Below are 23,854 nucleotides of genomic sequence, written 5' to 3'. Positions count from 1 at the left end.
TTAAGACTTCTTATTAGGAATACCGGGGCAGAATTAGCTTAGAACTTCGCGCTTACAAAAGCGACCTTCTTTGATCAAGCAGCTATCAAACTTGACTCAAGAGCGCTTTCATAAGCGGGGCAGTGTACTGGACGTACACTGCCGGCATTCGGACAGGGTCCCCTCCCGCCATCCGTGGCTCCGGGGACACTAGGCCGTCCTAGCCGTCGGATGTCCGATATGCCGGGAACCCCGCCCGCTAATTTTCAAGCTCTTGGGTCCTAGTTTGATCTGCGAGAGCATGCAAGGTTGCGTGGTAACGCAAGTTCTCTTAGGAGGTGTAAATCCGATATGAAACTTGAAAACTCGGGGACTTGTAAGAAGGAACTGGTTCTGCAAAGTGAGCCGAATGCTAAAGGGAAATCTCAAAGGATTCGGGCGGCTGTGTTTGAATGTGGTGAATTGATGGATGTCTTTGAGGATGAGGATGGTTCTTCTCATTTGGTGGGGAATATTTATCGCGGGCGGGTGGAGAATGTTTTGCCCGGGATGCAGGCGGCTTTTGTGGATATTGGTTTAGAGAAGAATGCCTTTCTTTATGTGGGGGATGTGATTCCTTCTCCTTCCCGTTATGAGGAAGAGGAAAAGAGTACTTCGGTTATTCAAGAACGGATTGAGAACCTCTTAAAGCCTCGGCAGGAACTTTTGGTTCAGATCAGTAAGGAACCTGTGGGCACGAAGGGGGCGCGGATTAGTGTCAATCTTACGCTGCCTGGGAGATATGTGGTCCTTCTTCCTCAGGTAAGTTATATCGGTGTGTCCCGGAAGATCAGCGATGGCCAGGAACGGGAGAGATTGAAAGGGTTGGCCGAGAAAGCTAAACCTGACGGGATGGGTGTGATTATTCGTACATTAGCGGAGGGGATTGACGGTGAGGAAATTGCCGAAGATATTGATCAGTTGGTTAAAACTTGGCAAGCTTTAGAGCGTAAGATTCCCCATGTCTCTGTTCCCGGATTAGTACATAAGGATGTTGATTTGATTTCACGCCTAGTCCGGGATTGGATTGATCAGGATGTGGAGAGAATTACCGTTGATCAGGAGGAAACCGCTGAGACTCTGCGTCAAGCCTTACGTGAAATTGAACATCCGGCGGCGAAACGAATCTTAGTCGTACCGGGGGAAAGTCTGTTTACTCAATATGGTATAGACGATGAAATACGGAAAGCCTTACGCTCAAAGGTCTGGCTGAAAAGCGGCGGCTATCTGGTGATCCAGCAAACGGAGGCTCTTGTTGTCATTGATGTGAATACTGGGAAATATGTGGGACAACGTTCTCTGGAAGAAACGGTGGCCCATACTAATTTGGAAGCGGCTCGGGAAATAGCCCGGCAGCTGCGCTTGAGAAATCTCGGAGGAATTATCATCATTGACTTTATTGATATGGCAGCGAAGGAAGATCAGGAGCGAGTGATCGATGCTTTGGAAGAGGCCTGTGCGCGGGATAAAACAAAGTCTCAGATTCTGGGACTTACTCAGCTAGGTTTAGTGGAAATGACACGGAAGAAAGTCGGCCAGACCTTGGCCGTTCGCTATACGTCACCCTGTCCCACTTGTGAGGGAAGCGGGAGGGTATGAAGAGGCTTCGGCCTCTTTTTGTATTAACATAAGAAATATATAACTTAGACTTGTGAATCAACGATGTAGGAGTGTGCGATGGCACGCTTTTTTTTGTACTATCAGCACCACACACAGCGAAGCGGCATCACAGATGAGTGAACTCGTTCAGCTAAAGCTGAACATTAGGGCACGGTGGGAGGTTCTACCCCCACCGTTGCGGAGAACGGGGACCATTCCATTTATAGAAGTATGAGTCTTAAGATAGGATGAAAATCGTATAACCAGCGGCAGGTGTCAGAGCCTAGATACCTGTTAAGTTTTCTATACTAACCCAATTAAAATGTTGTATTTTGTAGCAATAACATGACAAGAGTCGATTACAACAAAAACAAAGAATATATTATTGTGTTCGCAAGAAATTTAAGGAAATTAAAAGGATTTGACAATATTTTGAGTCAATTAAATGGAAATTTGTCAGAATAAAAATATATTTATTTAAATATAGCGTAAAATAAGTGTATTTTTAAATATTAATCGTAATTTAAAGAATGTAAAGCAAATACATTATTATAAGTGCAATTATTTCTGCAGTAGGTCAATTTTATTGACTTTAAATAAAAAGTTTGGCAAGACTTAGCAGGATTTTCTTAAATATATAAAGAATAATTTCATGTATATCTGGATGGACAATGGGTGAAAAATTTCACATCTTCGGTATTATACTTTTACCCTATTACCGGAAAGGATAGATTTATTTTAAGGAGGTGAGGGACGGTTAGCTGCGTCCGGAGTGTGAATGGAAAAAGTCACCTCGCATAAATGAAAAAGTTAAGAAGAGGGTTGAGAGGAGAATCCCAACAAATGACAAGAATCAGAAAGGCTGTAGCAACGTTTGCTATTGCAACTATGGCACTAACCTTTGTTCCTTTAAATGTCCTGGCGGCGAACACGTTCCCGACACGTATTGCCGGAGACACTGCGGCACAAACTGCGGTACAGATTGCTGAACAGACCGGATGGTCCGGTACTGCGATCCTAGCTTCTTCAACATCCTATGGCATGGTTGATGCCTTGACCGCCGGTCCCCTTGCTGCTTACCTTAAAGCGCCGATCCTTTTGACAGATGCGGGAGATGCCTTAAATCCCGACACAAAAGCAGAGTTAACAAAACTCAAAGTTACGCAGGTTTATGTCACCAGCGGAACAGGAGTTATCAGTCAGGGTGTTCTTGATGAATTAACGGGGATGGGCATAACGGTTGTTCCTCTGGGAGGAGTTGACCGCTTCGCAACCTCAGTAAATATTGCCAATAAAATGGTAGAGCTCGGTGCTAAGGTTGAAAAAGCTGCGGTGGCCTTTGGATGGAAGAATCAAGATGCTCTTTCCATAGCCTCTATCGCCGCTGCGCAAACTGAACCCATTCTCTTGACAGAGAAAGATTCCATTCCAGCAAGCGTTCAGGAGTTTTTGGCGAACAACACGAGTGTTAAATCCACCGATGTGATTGGCGGAACCGGCGTAATCAGTGATGAGGTGAAAGATCAGCTGCCGAAGGCTGCTCGTTATTATGGGACGAGTGCTTACGATACAAACCTTGCTGTTTTAAAAGCATTTGACAGCGTATTAAAATATGACCACGTCTTTATTGCGAACGGTGAAACGGCCATTGACGCATTGGCAGGAGCACCTCTGGCAGCAAAATACAAGGCCGGCATTGTGCTCACTAACGGCGAAGCCAATGAGGGTACCCAATATGTAAAAACTAAACTTAATGCCAACAGCGTCGTCAGCGCCTTGGGCGGGACTGCTGTGGTACCTGAAGGTGTCCGCTCAAGCATAGTGTATACTGCTCCCGCCGGCGGCGGTGGCGCAGGTGGAGGCGGAGGCGGTGCTGTAGGTGGTGGCGGCGGTGGCGGTAGTAATGGCGGTGGCACCTCCACAACAGTCTATGGTACAGCCAATTCGACCATCGGACCGACTACCGGTACACAAACCGTGACGGGTAACGTTCAGATCACTGCACAGGGAATCCATCTTCAGCATATGTACATTAGCGGAAATTTGGAAATCTCTGCGGCTGTCGGAGATGGAGACGTCTACTTGGATAATGTCACCATCGCAGGACAAACAACAGTCTACGGCGGAGGAGAACATAGTATTCATATCTCAAATTCGACATTATCTGGAACATTGATTGTTATCAGACAAGACGGTCATGTTCGGATCGTTGCTGCGGGAAGTACGAGCATCGCAAGTTCTCAGGTACAGTCCGGGGCAACATTGGAAAATGACACCGGATCAAGTACTACGTTTGGCAAGGTGACAGTGATGACCCTTTCCGGGACTGATAAAGGCATTGATCTTGAAGGAGATTTCACAGATGTCACGATAGAAGCCCCAGGCGTTTCAGTCACTGTTCCCAGTGGAACCGTGTCAAACCTTTCTTTGGGTCAAAGTGCGGCCGGAAGCTCGGTGAATGTGACAGGAGGAACAGTTACCTCCCTGACCGTTTCCCAAGGGGTCAGCAGTCCTTCCGTCTCGATGAGTTCGGGAAGTATCGGACAACTTGACATCCAAGCGACGGCTCAAGTCACGATACATGGTGGTTCAGTAAATACGATTACAGTCGATAGCTCTGCACCAAGCACCGCTATCAGCATGGATTCAGCAGCATCGGTAGATACCATGACTCTGAATGCTGCTACCGGTGTCACCGGTTCGGGGGCTATCCAGAACGTGACGGTTAATGCCAGCGGAACGACCATCGAACAATCTCCCGTTTCAACGACTGTTTCGAATTCGGCCGGCAGTGCCTCAGTAGGCGGGCAGAGTGTTCCGGGAGGTCAAACCGTGACGACGCCGGCACCAAAAGTAACGTCTATTATCAGTGGTGTCACCGGAGGATCTGCTGCCACTGTCAGCGGAACTCAGATAACGATCGCCTCAGGAGCTTTTAAAGAACCAATTATATCCGTGGATCAAAATTCAACGATGAAAATTACAGTGACGAGAAATGGTACCCAATATAATCTTGGGTCCTGGAACCTATCGAAATCCGCAGGCAACGATATCCTTTCAGTGAGCAATGCTTCCGATCTGAACCTGATTGATACTCTTAAGGCCTTAAAAGCCTCACAAATCACCAGCTCTCAAATTTTTAGTGCAGTAAATTTCCAGGCGCTTCTGACTGCAGCTCAAGGCTTATCAACAACGGATAAACAAAAAGTGTATAATGCGCTGGCTGATATTATGAGTCAAGGGAAAAATACAAGCGCAGCAAATTCATTTTATCAGGCTCTAAATCTACCGGGAATATATGCAGCGGCTGATGTGAATACCCAGACAAGTATCAGTTCAATTATTGATAATGCCTTAAATGCCTTGCCGACTCCCACAGGTGTAACCGCCGCCCAATTGTTGTCTTCCTCAACCTCGGCAACCGCTGTCGCGACGCTGAGCAGCTCAAATCAAATGAATGCGTTCTTCAGCAATCTTGATTTTCAACAACTGTTTAGTGTCTTGCGTACCTCCCCAAATAAAGGGGCTGTATACACAGCCATAAACTTTACAGCTCTGTTCACCTCTGTGGACAGTTTACCATCAGCCAATAAAGACCTTGTTTACCTGGATTGTGCCGTTATCTACCAAGTGGCTTTATCCACGAATCTCAGCAACACAATTGATTACGGAGCTCTGCTGGAATTAGTAATGACAAGTCCCAATACAGTGACACTGTCCTTATCTAATGCCAACCAAACCACTACGACGTATACCGTTGTTAAGTCCTAATATACCAGTAGGATGGAGAAGTTAAGTTCTTAGGATTGGCTTGAACAAAGAGTTTTTCCTGGGGAAGAACCCGCTAGAAAAGCAGCGGGTTCTTCTAAGTTTGAAAACTCCAAATTGATTATTTCGATCCGGGCTATTAACTAAATAACCCTCTCTTGCATGATTTAACCGCAGAGAGTTCGTTTTTTTCAAGCAAAGCATTCATGACTTAAAATGATAAGAGGAGGTCCAAATTAAATGCCTCAAAGGATAAAACGGAAGTTGATACGGGGTTGTATGGCAGGGATTGTTGTCTTATCCGCACTTCTAACGCCGGTAACCGCAAAAGCTGACACGACGAGTACCCCGTCCACTACGAAGACAGTAACTAGTAATGTGTCCAGGATTGGCGGAGTTGATCAATACCAGACAGCTGCGCTCATCGCTGAGAAAGGCTGGACAGGAACGGCGGATAACATTGTTCTCTCTTCGGGAATAAGCAAGGCCCTTGTTGATGCACTCTCGGCGGGTCCTTTGGCGGCTCAATTAAAAGCTCCCATTCTGTTAACGGATAACGGGCAAACGTTGAACTCATTTACCAAAATTGAACTGCAGCGCCTTAAACCGAAGAAGATATACATTACCAGTGGGACAGCAGTAATTAAACCCTCGGTGATTGAAGAAATCAAAGAGCTGGGGATCACTCCTGTTTTACTTGGGGGAAATGATCAATATGAAACCTCTGCCAACATTGCTAAGGAAATGATAGCTCAGGGGGCTAAGGTTACGAAGGTGATCGTTGCCGCCGGCTGGATGGCTCCGGCAGATGCCTTGTCCGTTTCCTCCATCGCCGCTGCTCAGGGAATTCCTATTTTAGCAACGACACGCGATACTCTGCCTCCGTCAATCAAGGATGTTATGAGCAATCTCCAAGGCGTTACAGATTCCTATGTCATCGGCGGAACGGCTGTTGTAGGAAATTCAATTATGGGGGGGCTTCCGGGAACGGTTCATCGCTTTTCCGGAGAAACGAAATTTGATACGAACCTGGAAGTGCTGAAGGGATTTGCCGGTGACCTACATTTTGATAAGGTTTATATAGCAAACGGAGATACTTTTGTCGATGCCTTGGCTGGAGTGTCACTGGCTTCTCTCAGCGATTCTCCGATCCTTTTAAGTCAAAAAGAATGGCCGGCCCCTATGCAGGAATTCCTGATACAGAATCACTTGCAAAATATTGTAGCACTTGGCGGAACGTTCGTTGTTCCCGACGGAGTATTGGCGTCTTTATCTACTGTCAGTGGAGGGGGGAAGTCATCATCACCTTCTTCGGGGAACGCTCCCGCCCAGACGCCTGTATCGACCGGAGGCGTTGGAGGCGTGGCTGCATCGGTTCCGTCAGTTCCTTCAGCACCATCGACACCTACATCTCCTACTAATCCGAGCAAGGTCACGGTAGGCAATCTTCGAGTCAACACCAATCCGGCCAATTTCTTGGGACCGTTTAAAAATGGGACGACGATTGATCTTTCCGGGTTGGATGATTCTGTAAAAGTGCTTGGTTTTAGCTTAACCGCAGATCAGGATTGCACTCTTCAGTTTAAGTTACTGGATAAAACTCAGAATATCCCTTTGACAGCTAATGTACAGAAGGATGTTACGGTTGGGGATTTAATTACAGGCGGACAAATTCAGACAGAAGTTAATTTAGGGGAATTCAGAGCAGTTTATACAACGAAAACCCTGACCGGACAGCTTTTGAAAGATGGAGTTTCTGCCGGGACCTTGACGGTAACCTTGAAATTTAAATGATCCCAGCAATGGCTATTTGCTCCAAAGCTGTAGGCATACTGCGGCTTTGGAATTGCCATGCATTTTAGTTAAATATAACTTTCATAAAGTAACGAATTGTATGTTTGGACTCATTAGGTTGATATGGCAATATACCGGAATATTAGAAAAGTAATCTGAAGGAATATTAAGACTGATCGCGAATACTAAATTTTGGACAAGTTTACAAAGACAGATATGGGAGGTTGACAATGGAAGAGGAAATTGATTTACGGCAGTACTTAGAAGTGCTGGGCAAACGATGGTTAATCATAGTGGCAATACCTCTCATTGCAGCAATCACAAGCGGAGTCATAAGCTTTTTTATTCTCAAGCCTTCTTATGAGGCGTCTACGACCTTGATCGTCGGCAAGAAAGCCACTGAAGAAGGGCAAGCGGCAGCCCAAATGCTGGACAATAATGTCCTGCTGGCCAATCAGCAATTGGCCAAGACCTATGCCACTATTGCTCAAAGCAGAACCGTGGAGGAACAAGTTATTAAAGATTTAGACCTGCCGCTGACCGTAGAGGCACTTGATAAGCTCATCACGGTTGACCAAGTGAAGACAACGGAGATTTTAGAAATAAAAGTAAGCAATAACGATCCTAAATTGGCCGCCTCCATAGCCAATACCATGGCTAAGGAATTTTCTAAAGCAGTAATTGAGATAAAAAAGGTAGACAGCGTCAGTATTGTTGATAAAGCTGAGACCCCGGATGCCCCTGTTAAACCCAATAAAAAGCTCAATATCTTAATTGGTTTTGTAGTGGGCTTGATGGCAGCTGTGGGCCTTGCTTTTCTGTTGGAGTATTTGGATAACACAATAAAAACTTCAAATGACGTGGAAACTCTTTTGGGAATACCGGTTTTAGGAGTCATACCGAACTATGAGATCGGAAAACAGGCATAAGAGAGGAAGATTTCATTGAAGCATTCATTAATTACATTAGAGCAATCGAAATCACCGGTCTCAGAAGCCTTTCGCACACTGCGCACGAATGTTCAGTTCACAAGCGTGGATTCCCAGACTAAGAAGATTATGGTGACAAGTGCAGGCCCGCAGGAAGGGAAATCTTCGACGGTTGCTAATCTGGCTGTCAGCATCGCTCAAACAGGAAAAACTGTTCTGGTAGTGGATGCGGACCTGCGTAATCCGACACAGCATAAGCTTTTTGGACTGCCGAATGTTGAAGGTTTATCCGTGGCCTTAGTTCAGGATCAAGACTATATTAATTATGCCAGGGAAACGAGTGTTTCGGGCTTAAGAGTCATCACCGGAGGGCCAATCCCCCCGAATCCGGCGGAACTGGTCGGTTCAAAACGAATGAAACGACTCATTGAAGAAGCCAGTGAACAATTTGATATGGTCCTTATCGATACTCCGCCTGTGGTGGCGGTAACAGATGCCTCCATTTTGGCACAGGAAGTCGATGGAGTCATCCTAATTTTGGCTTCCGGTGAAGTAAACAAGGATTATGCTCAGCGTGCGAAGGAACAATTAGATAAAGTTGGAGCAAAGATTTTAGGAGCAGTTCTTAATAAAGCAGATTTAAAAACCAGCGAATATTATTATTACTACTATTATCATGGGTCTGAAGATCCTAATGAAAGCAAGAGAAAGCATAAACGGCAAAGAGCACATTAAATTACAACACCAGAAACCGATTCTTTCCACTTTCCTGAAAGTCATTGAAAGAGTCGGTTTTGATTTTGGGAGAGTTTAAAATGATTGATATTCACAGCCACATTCTGCCCGGCTTCGATGACGGGTCTAAAAGCATGGAAGAAACACTGCTTATGGTGCGCCAGTTAGAAAGAACCGGCTTTAAGACCATTGTTGCTACACCGCATGTCTTGGAAGGAACGGATTATCTAAAACCCGGAGAAATCCTTGCTGCAACAGAGCAAGTGAATCGAGCAGTGGCTGAGGCAGGTGTTTCAGTAGAAATCGTCCCGGGAGCAGAGAATTACATCTTTCCGGATATGGCCAAATGGGTACGAGAGGGCAGATTGCTGACCTTGGGCAACACCGGTATGTATATTCTTGTCGAACTGCCAATGATGGAAATACCCCGGTATACGGATCAAGTCTTCTTCGAATTACAGGTCAAGGGCCTAATCCCAGTACTTGCACATCCGGAGAGATATCTGGGATTATTATCCAAACCTGAACAACTGATTGAGTGGGCAAAGCGAGGAATCCTCTTTCAAATTGATCTTGGAAGCTTAAGAGGGCGATATGGTCCGCAGCCTAGGCAGCTGGCGGAACGGATGCTGAGCAGTGGCTTAATTCATCTTGTCGGCTCTGATGCCCATCGCGTTTCACGAAATGAATCCTCAAATAGGGAAGTACTCCAAAAGGTATGGAAAAGTATGGGCGAAGAAAGATTTCAAGAAGTTACTGTTAAGAATCCAAAGAGCATTCTTAAAGGCGAAATTGTCCGTAATAACGGGGATTATGTGTTGAAAGATGCAAATAGAAAGAAGAAAGTAAGAAGTATTTGGGAAATAATAAGAAGATAATGTCGAAATAGTAGTTTTTAAATTAGATATTAAGATAAAACGAAAGAGGTTAATTCAATTTATGAAATAATTTCTTTCGTTTTATCTTTTTTATATATAAATGCATCTTAAATGTAACAATTTGGGGAATAATGTTTAAATTTAATTGAAGGAAATTCAAGGAAGGTGAAGAATATCAATAGGTAAATAGAAGTACATTTGTCCTAGGACCGTAGACCTATAAGGTTGGTCTACGGTCCTAGCTATGAGCATAAATTACATCGTTGGCATACTATTGGTTGGAAAAGGAGATTAATTTATGAGATTAATCTTACTTTCAGTGGGATCAGGCAAACGCCTGTGGCCTCTGTCCAATGATGCTCGGTCAAAACAGTTTCTTAAAGTTCTTGAGAGCATAAGCGGTGAACGAGAATCCATGGTTCAGCGAGTTTTGGAGCGCTTAGCTCATTTAAATGAGATGAGCGGACCGGTTTTTAAAATTACCAATGATCCCAAAGTAACAACAGTAGGAAGATTTTTTTGCAAAACGAGGATTGATAAATTGCCTCAATTGTTCAACTTGTTTAGGGGGGATTTGAGAACTGTGGATGGTATGGGAATTGGGAATTTAAGTAAGGGGTAGGAGATGTCTGAAGTTCTGTAATCCGCTATAGAGCGGGCTTGGGAGAAATTAGAGTCTGTCAATCAGAGCTTTGAAATATTTCATGTGATAGAAAATGGTGATCTAAAAGGCCGAAGAACATAGTTGCCCTTGTTTCTAAGCCTTGAATGATGACTGCTCCTATTGCATCACCTTGGTTACGTTAGACCGTAATCAGTGAAATAAGCAGTAAGAGATGTAGGCGGAGTTGTCAAGTCGGATAGGCTTTTACCAAGTATGTATAGAGACAGGTTACCTTGGGGAGGAAAGATTGTGTTAAGAGAACACGAGGCGATTTTAGATGATATTTCCCAGTTCGTCGATTTAGTTATTCTGGGATTAGGTTTCTATTTTAGTGTGGAAATATATCACTATAAACATGCCTTAGTCGGAAGAGTCTGGGAACAGTACTTTCTCATATTTCTCGTCTATATCTTTTGCTGGATTATTGGTGCTAACATATATCGTATATATCAGTCTAGGCGGTTTATGACAACGCTATTTGAGGTTAAGCAATTGATTAAAGCACATCTTTTAACCTTCGTTATAACCATTGCTTCGGTGACGTTATATGATCCAACGATGATCCATAACCGATTTGTATTTTACTTTGAGATAGTGGCTTTGTGTTTGACGTTAGGTTTTCACTTGGTGGTCCGTTTGTTCCTACAAGCATGGCGCACTATCGGTCGCAATACTCGTTATGTTCTAATTCTAGGTAGCGGCGCAGCAGCTCACACTTATCTGGAGAAGGTCAATTCTAACCCTCAGTTGGGATATAAAGTCATTGGTTATTTGGCACCGGAAAGGAACAGCTTAGAAATCCCTTACTTAGGAGATTACTCGAATCTTCAAACTGTGATTAGTATGAAAATCGTCGATCTTACGGTAATCACAGCCCCCTTATCCGATGAAAGAGTTAAAATTTGTGTGGATTTGCTCAATGAAATGGGTAAAACAGTAACGATTCTTCTCGATGATTTGATTGCAAAGGTAACGCGAAGCAGGCCTGTTGATTTTGATGGATTGGCGATGGTTGCGTACGACGGAGGAGCCAGGCGTCCCTGGCATGAATTAGCCAAGAGGATATTCGATATTGTTCTTACAGGCGCTGGTCTTATAGTTATTAGTCCAATTCTCTTGGCCATTGCGATTGCTATTAAGCTGACGGCTGAAGGGCCAGTGATATTTGCTCAAGATCGTGTGGGTGTCAATGGGCGAACGTTTAAAATGTACAAGTTTAGATCGATGGTTGTTAATGCAGAAGAGTTAAGGGAGAAGTTAGCTCATCTTAATGAGATGAGCGGGCCGGTGTTTAAAATTACGAATGATCCAAGGGTTACGTCGGTTGGAAGGTTTTTAAGGAAAACGAGTTTGGATGAGTTACCGCAGTTGTGGAATGTATTGATTGGTGACATGAGTCTTGTGGGGCCGCGGCCTCCACTACCGAGTGAGGTAAATATGTATGATCTTAAGCATCGGAAACGGTTGGCGGTAAAACCAGGGATTACGTGTATTTGGCAAATTAGTGGTCGTAATGAAGTGGACTTTGAAGAGTGGATGGCAATGGATGCTGATTACGTTGAGCGGTGGTCGCTGTGGATGGATGTGAAGATTTTGGCAAAGACTGTGCCAGTGGTGTTGATGAGGAAGGGTGCGAGTTGAAAACATAGACTTGATATCTAAACCTAATGAATCAATACTTATGAAATGATGTTAAGGGGAATCTTAGATATGAAAGGTATAGTGCTAGCCGGAGGCTCCGGTACCAGACTTTATCCATTAACAATGGTTACTTCTAAGCAGTTGTTGCCAATCTACGACAAGCCAATGATTTACTATCCGTTAAGTGTATTAATGGATGCAGGTATAAGGGATATTTTGATTATAAGCACTCCTGCCGATACTCCTAGATTTAGAGCACTTATGGGCGACGGCGATCAGTTTGGTATAAGACTATCTTATGCAGTTCAACTCAGTCCTGACGGCCTGGCACAGGCTTTTATTATAGGTGAGAAATTTATTGGTGATGACAATGTAGCAATGGTTCTAGGGGATAATATCTTTGCTGGTCATGGTCTTAAAGAGCGGCTAAAAAATGCTGTGACTTACGCTCACGATAAGATTGCTACAGTGTTTGGGTATTATGTAGATGACCCCGAACGTTTTGGTATTGTTGAGTTTGATAAGAATGGGAAAGCCATTTCAATAGAAGAGAAGCCTTTAAACCCCAAATCAAACTATTGTGTAACTGGATTGTATTTTTATGATAATCGTGTAGTTGAATATGCAAAAAGTTTATCGCCCTCGGCTAGAGGTGAACTTGAAATAACAGATCTCAATCGCATTTATCTTCAAAACGGGGAACTGAATGTTGAATTGCTTGGCCAAGGCTTTACTTGGCTAGATACGGGTACTCACGAGAGTCTTGTAGAAGCTACGAATTTCGTGAAGACTGTGGAGACACATCAGCATCGAAAAATCGGTTGTCTTGAGGAAATTGGCTATTTAAACGGTTGGATTGATAGAGAACAGTTAATTAAGTCAATTGACCCACTTAAGAAAAACGGGTATGGGGCTTATTTAATGGATGTACTGGGTGGAAAATACCTAGACAAGATACACGCAATATAAGGGAGAAGAGACTGTGAAAATTATTGTAACCGGGGGAGCAGGTTTTATTGGCTCCAATTTCGTTTACTTTGAATTACAAGAGAACCCAGAGGACCAAATCATTTGTCTCGATAGTCTAACATACGCCGGAAACCTTTCAACACTTGAAGAGGCTATGAATAATCCCAATTTTAAGTTTGTTAAGGCGGATATTTCTGATCGAAAAGCTATTTTTAAGATATTTGAAGAAGAACGTCCGGACATTGTAGTCAATTTTGCGGCCGAGAGTCATGTGGATAGAAGTATAGAAAATCCAGGTATTTTCCTTGAGACTAACGTGATCGGTACTGGAGTTCTAATGGATGCATGCAGGAAATATGGTATTACTCGTTTCCATCAAGTTTCTACGGACGAAGTATACGGCGACCTTCCATTAGATCGTCCTGATCTATTCTTTACTGAGGATACCCCACTTTATACAAGTAGCCCTTATAGCTCTAGTAAAGCTGGTGCAGATTTATTGGTACTTGCCTACTATAGAACATATAAACTGCCTGTATCGATTACACGATGTTCAAACAATTATGGGCCATACCATTTTCCGGAGAAGTTGATACCTCTTATGATTAGCCGAGCTTTAGCTGATCAATCTTTACCTGTTTATGGTAAAGGCGAGAATGTAAGAGACTGGCTCTATGTGAGGGATCATTGCTCAGCAATAGATCAGGTAATGAGGAAAGGCCGCTTGGGCGAAGTCTATAATATTGGTGGGCATAATGAAAGAACTAATCTCGAGGTAGTAAAAACTATTCTTCGTGAGTTAGACAAGCCTGAAAGTCTAATAACATTTGTTACTGACCGTCCAGGTCATGATATGCGTTATGCTATCGATCCCACCAAAATCTATAATGAGCTCGGTTGGTTTCCCGAAACAAAATTTGAGGATGGTATCAGAAAGACTATTCAGTGGTATTTAGATAATAAGAAGTGGTGGGAAGAAATTCTCTCCGGGGAGTATACTAAGTACCTTGGGAATACGTATGGTAACAAAATAGTTAGTTAAGAAGTAAAGAAAGCTACTTATTGTTAAGTCTATTCAATAGAGGAGAAGATCAATGAAAATACTTGTTACCGGTGCAAAGGGACAACTCGGTTTTGATGTCGTTAATGAAATAAAAAATCGAGGCTACACGGCAATTGGTGTTGATATTCAGGAGATGGATATCACGGATTCGGAATCCGTGGAAAAAATAATTGAGGAGGCCAACCCTAATGCAGTAATCCATTGTGCTGCATGGACAGAGGTAGATGCGGCAGAGGATAATATAGAAAAATGCAGACTTGCTAATGCGACTGGGACAGAAAACATTGTAAAGATCTGCAAAAAACTCGATATTAAGATGTTATATTTATCTACAGACTATGTTTTTAACGGGCAGGGCACTAGACCATGGCTTCCAGATGATGAACGAAATCCACTTAATGTATATGGACAAACGAAGTATGAAGGCGAGGTCGTAGTAGAAAGTAATTTATCAAAATACTTCATCGTTCGTATTGCATGGGTATTTGGTGTTAATGGCAAGAACTTTGTTAAAACAATGTTAAATCTAGGTAAGACGAACACTCATCTTAATATTGTAGATGATCAGATTGGTTCTCCTACTTATACATTCGATCTTGCTCGTCTTCTGATTGATATGGTTGAGACTGAAAAATATGGTCGTTATCATGCCACGAATGAAGGCTTTTGTTCTTGGTATGAGTTTGCCTGTAAAATTTTTAGACAGGCAGCAGAAATAGACCCTATCTACAAGAATATTTCGATTGATCCAGTAGATAGTAGCACTTATCCAGCAAAGGCAAAAAGACCTTCTAACAGCCGGATGAGTAAGAAGAAGTTAACTGATAATGGGTTCGATAGATTGCCTTCATGGCAGGATGCGTTGAGCCGTTATCTAAAAGAAATAAAGTTGTAATGGAGCGTTATTATGGGACAGATAAAAGTAAGCACATGTCCGATTGAGGGACTATATATAATAGAGCCTGCTGTTCATGGAGACAGTAGAGGGTACTTTATGGAAACATATAATCAGAAGGATATGCATGAAGCAGGATTAGACATGGTATTTGTTCAGGATAACCAGTCAATGTCTGTAAAAGGAGTTCTGCGTGGTCTACATTACCAGAAACATTTTCCTCAGGGCAAGTTGGTTCGTGTAATTCGAGGTTCTGTTTTTGATGTTGCTGTCGATCTGAGACACAATTCGGCAACGTATGGTATATGGTACGGTGTGGAGTTGACAGCGGAAAACAAGAAGCAGTTCTATATCAGTGAGGGGTTTGCGCATGGTTTTTTGGTTCTATCCGATGAAGCAGAATTCTGTTATAAGGTTACTGATTTTTATCATCCGGGTGATGAGTGCGGTTTAGCTTGGAATGATCCTGAAATTGGAATTAAGTGGCCGATCCTCGAGGGCATAGAACTCATAATGAGTGAAAAGGATCAAAAGTGGCTGGGATTAACGGATATGATAAAGTTCTGACATTAACTAGAACTGTATTTTTCGTTTTAAATATGTGAGGTTGATAAATTGTGTACTAAGATGACCGAAATAGAAAAACAACACGTTTTTATTATAGGCTCAAAGGGAATTCCGGCTAGGTACGGCGGATTTGAAACCTTTGTAGAAAAGCTTACTCTTTATCAAAAATCTCCTGATATTCAGTATCACGTTTCGTGTCTTGTGGATGATAATGAGAAATTGCGTACGTTTTCCCATAATGGTGCAAAATGTTTTGATATTAAAGGTTATAATATAGGACCAGCCAAAGCAATTTTTTATGATGTGGAGTCTTTGAAGTATTGTTTAGCGTATATCAAGTCTAACAAAATTCAGCACCCAATTATTTATGTGCTTGCTTGCCGTATCGGTCCTTTCATTGGGTATTATAAGGCGAAGATTGAAAAACTTGGCGGGCGACTTTATGTTAATCCCGATGGGCATGAATGGAAAAGGGCTAAGTGGAATGCACTAGTCAGGAGGTATTGGAGAATTTCGGAAATGCTAATGGTAAAGTATTCGGATGTTTTAATTTGTGACAGTAAGAATATTCAAAAGTATATTAAGACACGGTATAAAAAATTCAATCCGAACACAACTTTTATTGCTTATGGATCAGAAACTACTAAGTCAAAATTAATGGATGACGATCAAAAAGTTGTGGCTTGGTATCAAAACAAGAATGTCAGACCTCATGAGTACTATCTTGTTGTCGGAAGATTTGTACCGGAAAACAATTATGAGACAATCATTCGAGAGTTTATGAGATCGAACACAGATAAAGATATTGTTATAATTACTGAAATTAGAAATAATCCTTTTTATGATAAACTTAAATTAGCAACTGGGTTTGAAAACGATAAAAGAATCAAATTTGTTGGTACAGTATATGAACAGCAATTACTCACGAAAATTAGAGAAAATGCTTATGGTTATATTCACGGTCATGAAGTGGGAGGAACTAATCCAAGCTTATTGGAAGCTCTTGGCAGCACAGATCTGAACTTATTACTGGATGTAGGATTTAATCGGGAAGTCGGTGAAGATGGGGCTATTTATTGGATGAAGGAAGATATGAGTCTTGCTAAATTAATCGATGTAGCAGACAAAATGAGTCCTAAAGAAACTCATGAATTGAGCACGCTTGCGAGAAAGAGAATCAATGACTGTTATGGTTGGGAATACATTATTGAAAGATATGAAAGTATATTTTTTTCTTACTTTATACAAAGAGATGAAGTGACAAAAAATGGAAATAGCACTAGTAGTATTAAATTACAATGACTTAGACACGACTAGAAACTTTATAAACTCAGTTAAAGACTATGATTCATTTTTTAAAATTATTGTTGTTGATAACTGTTCAACTGATAATTCCTTTTCAGTATTAATGCAATCAAAGTCTCAAAAAATAGATATTATCAAAACAGAAAGAAATGGCGGCTATGCGTATGGAAATAATTTTGGAATAAAATACGCCTTAAGGAATTTCGGTATAAGTTACTTTATTATTGCTAATCCTGATGTACACTTTGACAATAAAATTATAAACGAAATGATAAAAGTTTATAATGAAATTGAAAAGGTCGGCATAGTAGCGCCTAGGATGATTAGTGAGCAGAATGGAACTTTGGAATCCTGGAAATTGCCTACTTTTTTTGATACAATTAAATCTTTGTTTTTCCTAAATAGATTTTTCCAAAGAGAGAATAAGAAAGCTAGGAAAACTAGTAAATACATTTTGGTTGAAGTTTTGCCAGGTTCATTTTTTATGATTAGTACCGAAGCTATTAAAAATATTAATTATTTTGACGAAAGAACTTTTTTATATATGGAAGAAAATGTTTTAGGTTATAGATTGAAACAACATGGTTATAAGAATGTGCTTATTCCTGATATTACTTACTATCATAGCCACTCTGTATCAATAAATAGGAATTTGAATTTGATAAAAAAATACAAAACATTAATAAATAGTACAAGGATATACAATAATTACTATCTTAAAATAAACTTTTTGCAAAAATTACTTTTTCATCTGTTTGCTGAATTAAGTATAATTGAAAAACATATTTTTCTAAAAGTCTTGGAGATTAAAAATGATCTATATAGATAAAAGAAAAACGGAACAAAATGTAATATATTTAATATTCTTTAGTTTTTATTTCTTTTCATATAAAATTAACTTTTTTGTAATGTTATTAGTTAGTCTGATTTTATTAATAAGAAATAAATTTAAAATTCAAAAGAAAATGTTTGCTTTATTATTACCTAATATACTCTTATTAATAATCGGTTTAATAAATAGTATGAATAATCAAAACTATTATATTCAACATGATATTTTTTATTTTGCAAATCCAATAATTATTCTCATGACTGGTTTTATGTTAACCAAAAAAATAAATGACGTAGAAACTGTAACCAAAATAATAATCAATATTGCAATAATTATTTCTTTAATTCATATTGGTAAATTTATATATAAACCTTCAGTTTTAGGTGATTATAATAGTATAAGAGAATATGGTGGTCTAGATAGTTATATAGAAGTAATTGCTATAAGTTTAATTTTTAATAGTAAAAATTTATACAACAAAATATTAAAAAGAATTATTATATTTATATTATTATGTTCTATAATTTCATACTTATCTAGAGTTGTATTTGGAGTATCAATAATTCTTGTCTTTTTCTTGATTTTTAACAGAAGTAAAAAAAAATTTAAATCGCTAATTTTTTTATTAACGACTTTAATCATTTTAGGTTCATTTTCTATATTTTTAACAGGTATGAAAGAATCTCCAGTATTTGTGTTTTATAATAAAATTGCTAACTCTATTAATGAAATAAGCCCTTCTGATTATTCTGATATTGCCGAGATTAATAAAAATTGGCGGGGATATGAAGCATATAGGACTAAAGAAATGTTCGAAAACGGAACTATAACTAAGAAGTTATTTGGATATGGTTTAGGATCTTTGGTCGATTTAGGCATAAATATAGATTTAAATGGTCAGGTTTATGATGAAGTGGTTATAACACATAATGGATATTATATGATTTTAATAAAGACTGGGCTATTTGGATTGTTAATGTTTTTTTTATTTTTATATAGATTTAATGATTTTTTAAAAGAAGTAGAACATGTACAATATAATGCTTTTGTTAAAATAATAAGAGCGCTTTTAGTATCCATTACATTTTTGACACTGGTAGTAACTGGTATCTATAGTCAAACTGGATGCTTCGAAATACTTTTTACAGCAAGTTTGTTAAGTAGCGTTTTATTTGGAATCCATAATAAAATGAATATTTCGTTTCACCAGATCAGTGATCTCGGTGAAACTGAGCATTTGTCACACGCAAGCAGAGCACCTATATCGCTCAAAAGAACACCTAATTCGGTCAGTGATTCGTGTTCTAGGCTATAGTGCATTTATACGTCCTCAAACCCCAAATTAAATTTGATATGGGCGCGGCGGATGGTACCCTAATGCTAAGGGATAGGGCTTACCCCAAATGAACATCTTTTGAGCCATAGCCCTCGACCCAATTGAAGCATCCGTCGAGGGGTTCCATGTCAAATTTAACAATCCCAGAGTAATTCAGTACGCTTAATAAATTGCTATTTTATCCAATGCTATCTCAACGGGACGGATACTCTTGAAGCCCTGACAAGTGCTCTGAATTTGCAAGATAGCAGCACTCCCTCAATGAAATACAAATAAAATATCGACATCATTCTTAGACAGCATGTCAGAAAGGAGGATAGTAATGAAAATTGGATTTATAACTACGAATAATCCTATTGATAAAACAAGCGCATCTGGAACAATTTATACTATTTTTCATTTACTTAAAAATAAATACAATATTGAATGGATTGGACCTGCTAATATATCTATTATTCAATTTTCATTGTTAATTAAAAAATATTTTGTTATAAAAGTCCTCAAAAGGAAATACATGATTAGTCATACTCACTTTTTTTCACGGAATTTAGGGAGGATTTATACAAAGTTAATAAAAGAAGGAGATTATGATATTATAATTGCTCCCTTTGCGTCTTCAGAAATTGCTTATGTTGAGACAAACGTGCCAATTATTTACTTAAGTGATGCTACATTTCAAATAATGCTAAATTATTATCATTCTTTTGAGAACTTGATCAAATCGAATATAATATCTGGAAACGATATTGAGTCTAATGCTTTGCATAAATCTAAACGAATTGTTCTTTCATCTAAATGGGCCGCTGATTCTTCAAATGCACAGTATAATGTAGCTGGAAATAAAGTTAGAATCTTAAAATTTGGACCAAATTTAGAAAAAATACCTACAAAAGAGGAAATTGTATGGGAAAAGCAATTAAATACCATAAATTTGTTATTTGTAGGGGTGGATTGGGAAAGAAAAGGTGGTGGTATAGCCTTAGAAACTTTAAAAACACTAAATGAAAGAGGAATAAATACTAACTTGATTATTGTTGGATGCAATCCCCATATTTTGGATGATAAGGTAAATATTATTCCCTTTCTAAATAAAAATAATAATAAAGACTTTGAAAAGTTATATAAATTATTTTTGGAAAGTAGTTTCCTTATTTTACCTACTCGAGCGGAGTGTTCAGCAATTGTATATTGTGAGGCAAGCGCTTTTGCACTACCAATTTTAACTACTAATACTGGGGGGGTAGGTAGTTATGTTGAAGATAATGTTAATGGTTTCAAGTTCGAATTAAAAGCTAAAGGATTAGATTATGCCAATAAAATTCAATATTTATATAATAATCCATTTATTTATTCGCAACTGATGTATTCAACTAGGGAAAAATATGAGAGAGAATTGAACTGGGATAAGTGGTTGGAACAATTTGAAAAGGTTATTAAAGAGGCTCTTAATAATTAATTAAATTAAAGTATAAAAGAAGTAAAAATTATTAAATACTGTGGTTTACCTTTAGTTATTCTTGAGCTTTTTATTTTATTCATTTTGGTACGCTAGGGATAGGGTTATATGGTCAACGTCAAATCAAGATAGACTTCTATACATAAAACAATTGTATAAATTAAGGAATAGATAAATGAGTATAATAAAAAGTTATATGTACAATTTGGTGGCACAAGTATTCAATGTAATAATACCAATAATCACCATACCATATGTTGCAGGGATTTTAGGTAGCAGTGATAGGCTTGGCCAATATGCCCATATTCCGTTACTTGTTATATAAAATAAATAAAGAGGATTAACTTTTAGAATGGAGATGAAAGAGTGAAAGTCTTTGCGGTCATCGTTGCATATAATTCACCTTTAGATTTAATGGAATTAATAAAAGCTTTAACAAATCAAACTTATAAGATAAATAAGTTAATTGTTTTAGATAATAGCACAGAAACAAAGGGACAAAATGAGGAAGTTGTTTTGAATAGTACATTAAATATTGAATATGTCGATATGAAGGGTAACTGTGGTTCTGCAAAAGGTTTTTCAAAAGGCATGCAAATGGCTTATTGCCAAGGGGCTGATTATATCTGGTTACTGGATCAAGATGGTATTCCCTATAACGATTGTTTAGAGCAATTAGCTGCTAACATATCTAAAGCAGAAATTGTTTGCCCCATAGTTCTGGATCAAGAAATGAACGAACAGGGTTTTTTTAGAATGAGAATAAGTATTTTTGGAAAGTTTTATTACGTTTGCTCTAAATCAAAGGATTTTTTTATCGATTCATTTGGAACTAATGGTGTTCTCATTTCGAGGAAAGTCCTCGGGGTTATTGGGTTTTATGATTATATACATTTTTTTGTTGGAGGCGAAGATATAGAGTATTCCCTGCGAGCAAAAAAATATGGCTTTACAATATTTGTAGTAAATAATGCTAAGATTGTTCATCCGAATTTGGAACATAAACATTCTTTGAACTTAAATCAATGGAAAAGGCATGCGAGGAAATTAGGAATTAATCGATTACTACCAAACAATTTCGGTCACATAAAAAATGATGTTAAAAATAATAATGGTATAATATGCTTTACATATATAATGGGAAAGTACTTTTCTTGGTATCAAATAATCTATTATTTTATTTTTTTATTCATAGTACTTTTAATGAAGAAAATTACAAATAAAGAGATCCACGCTCTAAATACTTTGTCTGCTAATATCACTGGGTTTGGAATGGGATTGAAAGAACGTAAACTGACTAATTCTAATCAGAGGTTTAAAATGTGATGAAGATTTTGATGCAATCGAGATCAAATTTACTTTCGACTAAGGGCGGAGATACGATTCAAATTTTAAAAACAAAAGAGTACTTAGAAAAATACAATGTTCACGTTGATTTATCATTAAGTATTTTTGAAGATGTTAGAAAATATGATATTGTGCATCTTTTTAATTTGACAAGGGTTCAGGAAACTTATCTTCAATTACTAAATGCAAAAAAATATAATAAACCAGTAATTCTTTCAACAATTTATTGGCCTACAGATGAACTCGAATTGAAAGGTCAATTTAAACTAAGAAAAACATTGAATAAAATCTTAGGAGTTAATCGTTATGAAACTATAAAAATGAACGTTAAATATATAAAAGAAGAAAAGAAACTTCCGCCTTTAAAAATGGTTTTAAAGACATATTCCTGCATCCAAGAAAAAATTTTAGAATCGGCTGACTGGTTACTGCCGAATTCTGTGTTAGAGATTAAAGAACTAAACAAAAAATTCGGACGCAATTTGACGAATTATAATGTCGTGGTAAATGCTATTGATACAACTCAGCTGAATTGTGAGCCCTCACTTAATAAATCAAAGGCTAAATTAGATTATGAAAATACCATTTTATGCGTTGGACGTATTGAGCCTCGAAAAAACCAATTGAACTTAGTTAGGGCATTATATAACACGAACTACAAGTTGTATATCGTTGGAGACGCTGCACCAAATCACAAGAAATATTATCAAATGGTAGTTAATAACGCAAATAATAATACAGTATTTTTAAGTCACGTCTCTTATGATAAAGTCTATGAGATGTATTTAAAAGCAAAAGTTCATGTCTTACCAAGCTGGTACGAAACGCCCGGTCTAGTAAGTTTAGAAGCAGCTTCTTGTGGATGTAATATTGTAGTAACGAACAGGGGAACAACAATCGACTATTTTGGAGACATGGCTTACTATTGTGAACCTGAAGATCCTCAGTCAATATTTTTAGCTGTTAAGCAAGCAGTTATTGAAAAAAATAATCCAAGACTAAAAGAACGGGTAAAGAATTTTTATACATGGGAAAATGCTGCGAAACAAACTATAGTAGGCTACCAAAATCTTCTTAACAACTATAATAAAAACGGATAAGACTTGCTATTTAGATATTTTGTCAAAGTATAACCTAAAAATGTGAAAACAAATTTCTGGAGTGAGGCAAAAAATGAATTTTTTAGCTCCCGTTATTATTCTTGGAATGCATCGGTCTGGTACCACTATGCTAACAAAACATCTTGAAACTTTAGGATTATTTGTAGGTTGCAAAAAAGAAGAGAACTGCGAATCTGTGTTTTTTTTAAAGTTAAATTCGTGGATTTTATCGGAGTGTTGCGCTAGCTGGGACAATCCGGGTTATTTTACTAAATGCATAAGTTCAAATGTCAATATTAAACGAGAGCTAATTAAAGTTACTACATACCATTTGTCATCACTCCGTGCAATTGAATACATGGGCCTCCGTCATTATCTAAGATATGGGAATATCAGTAAGCTTAGTATACCGTGGGGATGGAAGGACCCGAGGAATACCTTTACCGTTGAATTTTGGAAGGAGATATTTCCGTCAGCTAAAATAGTCCATATCTATAGAAATCCGATTGATACAGCGGAGAGCCTCCGAAAAAGGGAATTAACAATAAGAAAAGAATTTAAACATTCATTAAAAACATATATCAAACAAGCACTTTTACTAGGTAAAACGAACATTCTTGAATCCATGAGAGTAGCAGAGATTCATGGGGGAGTTGGGTTATGGAAGGAATACATTTGTCAGGCTTCCTTGATGGAAGAGAGATTTTCCTCTGATTGGATGAGCATTCAATACGAGGATTATGTGGAACGACCTGAATATTACTTAAACAGCTTATCAGATTTTATTGGAACAGACTTTGATCGTGGCAAGCTAAGGAATATCGTAGATACTACGCAATTATCCCGGAAATACGCTTTTTTAAATGACAAAGAACTTGTTAATGTATACAAACAGCTTAAGGACGATGTGGTGGTTAAAAGATTGGGTTATGGAAATCTCTTTTAGCCAATAGAACGA

At 38.8% G+C, this 23,854-nt stretch carries 19 protein-coding genes; all 19 read left to right on the top strand.

Features of this window, described 5'->3' with window-relative positions:
- The first annotated feature begins 330 nt into the window (after positions 1 to 330).
- The 19 genes from DESACI_RS20455 (at position 331) to DESACI_RS20365 (ending at position 23,842) form a co-directional block, all read left to right on the top strand.
- Positions 331 to 1,617, top strand: coding sequence for an Rne/Rng family ribonuclease (locus DESACI_RS20455; RefSeq protein ID WP_014829132.1), 1,287 nt, complete (start codon positions 331 to 333; stop codon positions 1,615 to 1,617).
- Between the two features lie 843 nt (positions 1,618 to 2,460).
- On the top strand, positions 2,461 to 5,388 hold the full coding sequence (locus tag DESACI_RS23900) for a cell wall-binding repeat-containing protein (RefSeq protein WP_014829131.1): 2,928 nt from the start codon (positions 2,461 to 2,463) through the stop codon (positions 5,386 to 5,388).
- A 237-nt stretch (positions 5,389 to 5,625) separates the two neighbouring features.
- Positions 5,626 to 7,179: a cell wall-binding repeat-containing protein gene (locus DESACI_RS20445; RefSeq protein WP_014829130.1), complete on the top strand. Its 1,554-nt coding sequence runs from the start codon at positions 5,626 to 5,628 to the stop codon at positions 7,177 to 7,179.
- Between the two features lie 230 nt (positions 7,180 to 7,409).
- Positions 7,410 to 8,108, top strand: a complete 699-nt coding sequence (locus DESACI_RS20440; protein ID WP_014829129.1) for a YveK family protein — start codon at positions 7,410 to 7,412, stop codon at positions 8,106 to 8,108.
- A 15-nt stretch (positions 8,109 to 8,123) separates the two neighbouring features.
- Positions 8,124 to 8,843 carry a CpsD/CapB family tyrosine-protein kinase gene (locus DESACI_RS20435; RefSeq protein ID WP_014829128.1) on the top strand — a complete coding sequence of 240 codons (720 nt, stop codon included), beginning with the start codon at positions 8,124 to 8,126 and terminating at the stop codon, positions 8,841 to 8,843.
- Positions 8,844 to 8,923: 80 nt separating this feature from the next.
- On the top strand, positions 8,924 to 9,721 hold the full coding sequence (locus DESACI_RS20430) for a tyrosine-protein phosphatase (RefSeq protein WP_014829127.1): 798 nt from the start codon (positions 8,924 to 8,926) through the stop codon (positions 9,719 to 9,721).
- A 298-nt stretch (positions 9,722 to 10,019) separates the two neighbouring features.
- Positions 10,020 to 10,343, top strand: a complete 324-nt coding sequence (locus DESACI_RS24945; protein ID WP_014829126.1) for a sugar transferase — start codon at positions 10,020 to 10,022, stop codon at positions 10,341 to 10,343.
- Between the two features lie 291 nt (positions 10,344 to 10,634).
- The gene (locus DESACI_RS20420; protein ID WP_014829125.1) at positions 10,635 to 12,026 is read left to right on the top strand and encodes a sugar transferase; all 1,392 of its coding nucleotides are present in this window, start codon (positions 10,635 to 10,637) and stop codon (positions 12,024 to 12,026) included.
- 69 nt (positions 12,027 to 12,095) lie between these two features.
- Positions 12,096 to 12,995 (top strand): glucose-1-phosphate thymidylyltransferase RfbA, encoded by a 900-nt coding sequence (gene rfbA / locus DESACI_RS20415; protein ID WP_014829124.1) that lies wholly within the window; start codon positions 12,096 to 12,098, stop codon positions 12,993 to 12,995.
- A gap of 13 nt (positions 12,996 to 13,008) precedes the next feature.
- Positions 13,009 to 14,037, top strand: coding sequence for a dTDP-glucose 4,6-dehydratase (gene rfbB, locus DESACI_RS20410; RefSeq protein WP_014829123.1), 1,029 nt, complete (start codon positions 13,009 to 13,011; stop codon positions 14,035 to 14,037).
- Between the two features lie 52 nt (positions 14,038 to 14,089).
- Positions 14,090 to 14,953, top strand: coding sequence for a dTDP-4-dehydrorhamnose reductase (rfbD, locus tag DESACI_RS24050; RefSeq protein ID WP_014829122.1), 864 nt, complete (start codon positions 14,090 to 14,092; stop codon positions 14,951 to 14,953).
- A 12-nt stretch (positions 14,954 to 14,965) separates the two neighbouring features.
- Positions 14,966 to 15,520, top strand: coding sequence for a dTDP-4-dehydrorhamnose 3,5-epimerase (gene rfbC, locus DESACI_RS24045; protein WP_014829121.1), 555 nt, complete (start codon positions 14,966 to 14,968; stop codon positions 15,518 to 15,520).
- A gap of 60 nt (positions 15,521 to 15,580) precedes the next feature.
- Entirely contained in the window at positions 15,581 to 16,822 is a 1,242-nt protein-coding gene (cps2T, locus tag DESACI_RS20395; protein ID WP_041276686.1) for a beta 1-4 rhamnosyltransferase Cps2T, read from the top strand.
- Positions 16,788 to 17,654 (top strand): glycosyltransferase, encoded by an 867-nt coding sequence (locus DESACI_RS20390; RefSeq protein WP_014829119.1) that lies wholly within the window; start codon positions 16,788 to 16,790, stop codon positions 17,652 to 17,654. Before cps2T ends, DESACI_RS20390 begins: the two co-directional genes overlap by 35 nt.
- On the top strand, positions 17,638 to 18,972 hold the full coding sequence (locus DESACI_RS20385; protein ID WP_014829118.1) for an O-antigen ligase family protein: 1,335 nt from the start codon (positions 17,638 to 17,640) through the stop codon (positions 18,970 to 18,972). The genes DESACI_RS20390 and DESACI_RS20385 overlap by 17 nt, the downstream gene beginning before the upstream one ends.
- 343 nt (positions 18,973 to 19,315) lie before the next feature.
- Positions 19,316 to 20,449, top strand: coding sequence for a glycosyltransferase family 4 protein (locus DESACI_RS20380; protein ID WP_014829117.1), 1,134 nt, complete (start codon positions 19,316 to 19,318; stop codon positions 20,447 to 20,449).
- A gap of 366 nt (positions 20,450 to 20,815) precedes the next feature.
- The gene (locus DESACI_RS23260; protein ID WP_014829115.1) at positions 20,816 to 21,775 is read left to right on the top strand and encodes a glycosyltransferase; all 960 of its coding nucleotides are present in this window, start codon (positions 20,816 to 20,818) and stop codon (positions 21,773 to 21,775) included.
- On the top strand, positions 21,775 to 22,896 hold the full coding sequence (locus DESACI_RS20370; RefSeq protein WP_041276159.1) for a glycosyltransferase: 1,122 nt from the start codon (positions 21,775 to 21,777) through the stop codon (positions 22,894 to 22,896). The genes DESACI_RS23260 and DESACI_RS20370 overlap by 1 nt, the downstream gene beginning before the upstream one ends.
- A gap of 73 nt (positions 22,897 to 22,969) precedes the next feature.
- Positions 22,970 to 23,842, top strand: a complete 873-nt coding sequence (locus tag DESACI_RS20365; protein ID WP_014829113.1) for a sulfotransferase — start codon at positions 22,970 to 22,972, stop codon at positions 23,840 to 23,842.
- Positions 23,843 to 23,854: the final 12 nt, after the last annotated feature.

The sequence above is a fragment of the Desulfosporosinus acidiphilus SJ4 genome, assembly GCF_000255115.2.
Taxonomy (GTDB): Bacteria; Bacillota; Desulfitobacteriia; order Desulfitobacteriales; family Desulfitobacteriaceae; genus Desulfosporosinus; species Desulfosporosinus acidiphilus.
The sequence above is the reverse complement of the archived record's forward strand: the minus strand, read 5'-3'. Positions and strand labels throughout refer to the sequence as shown.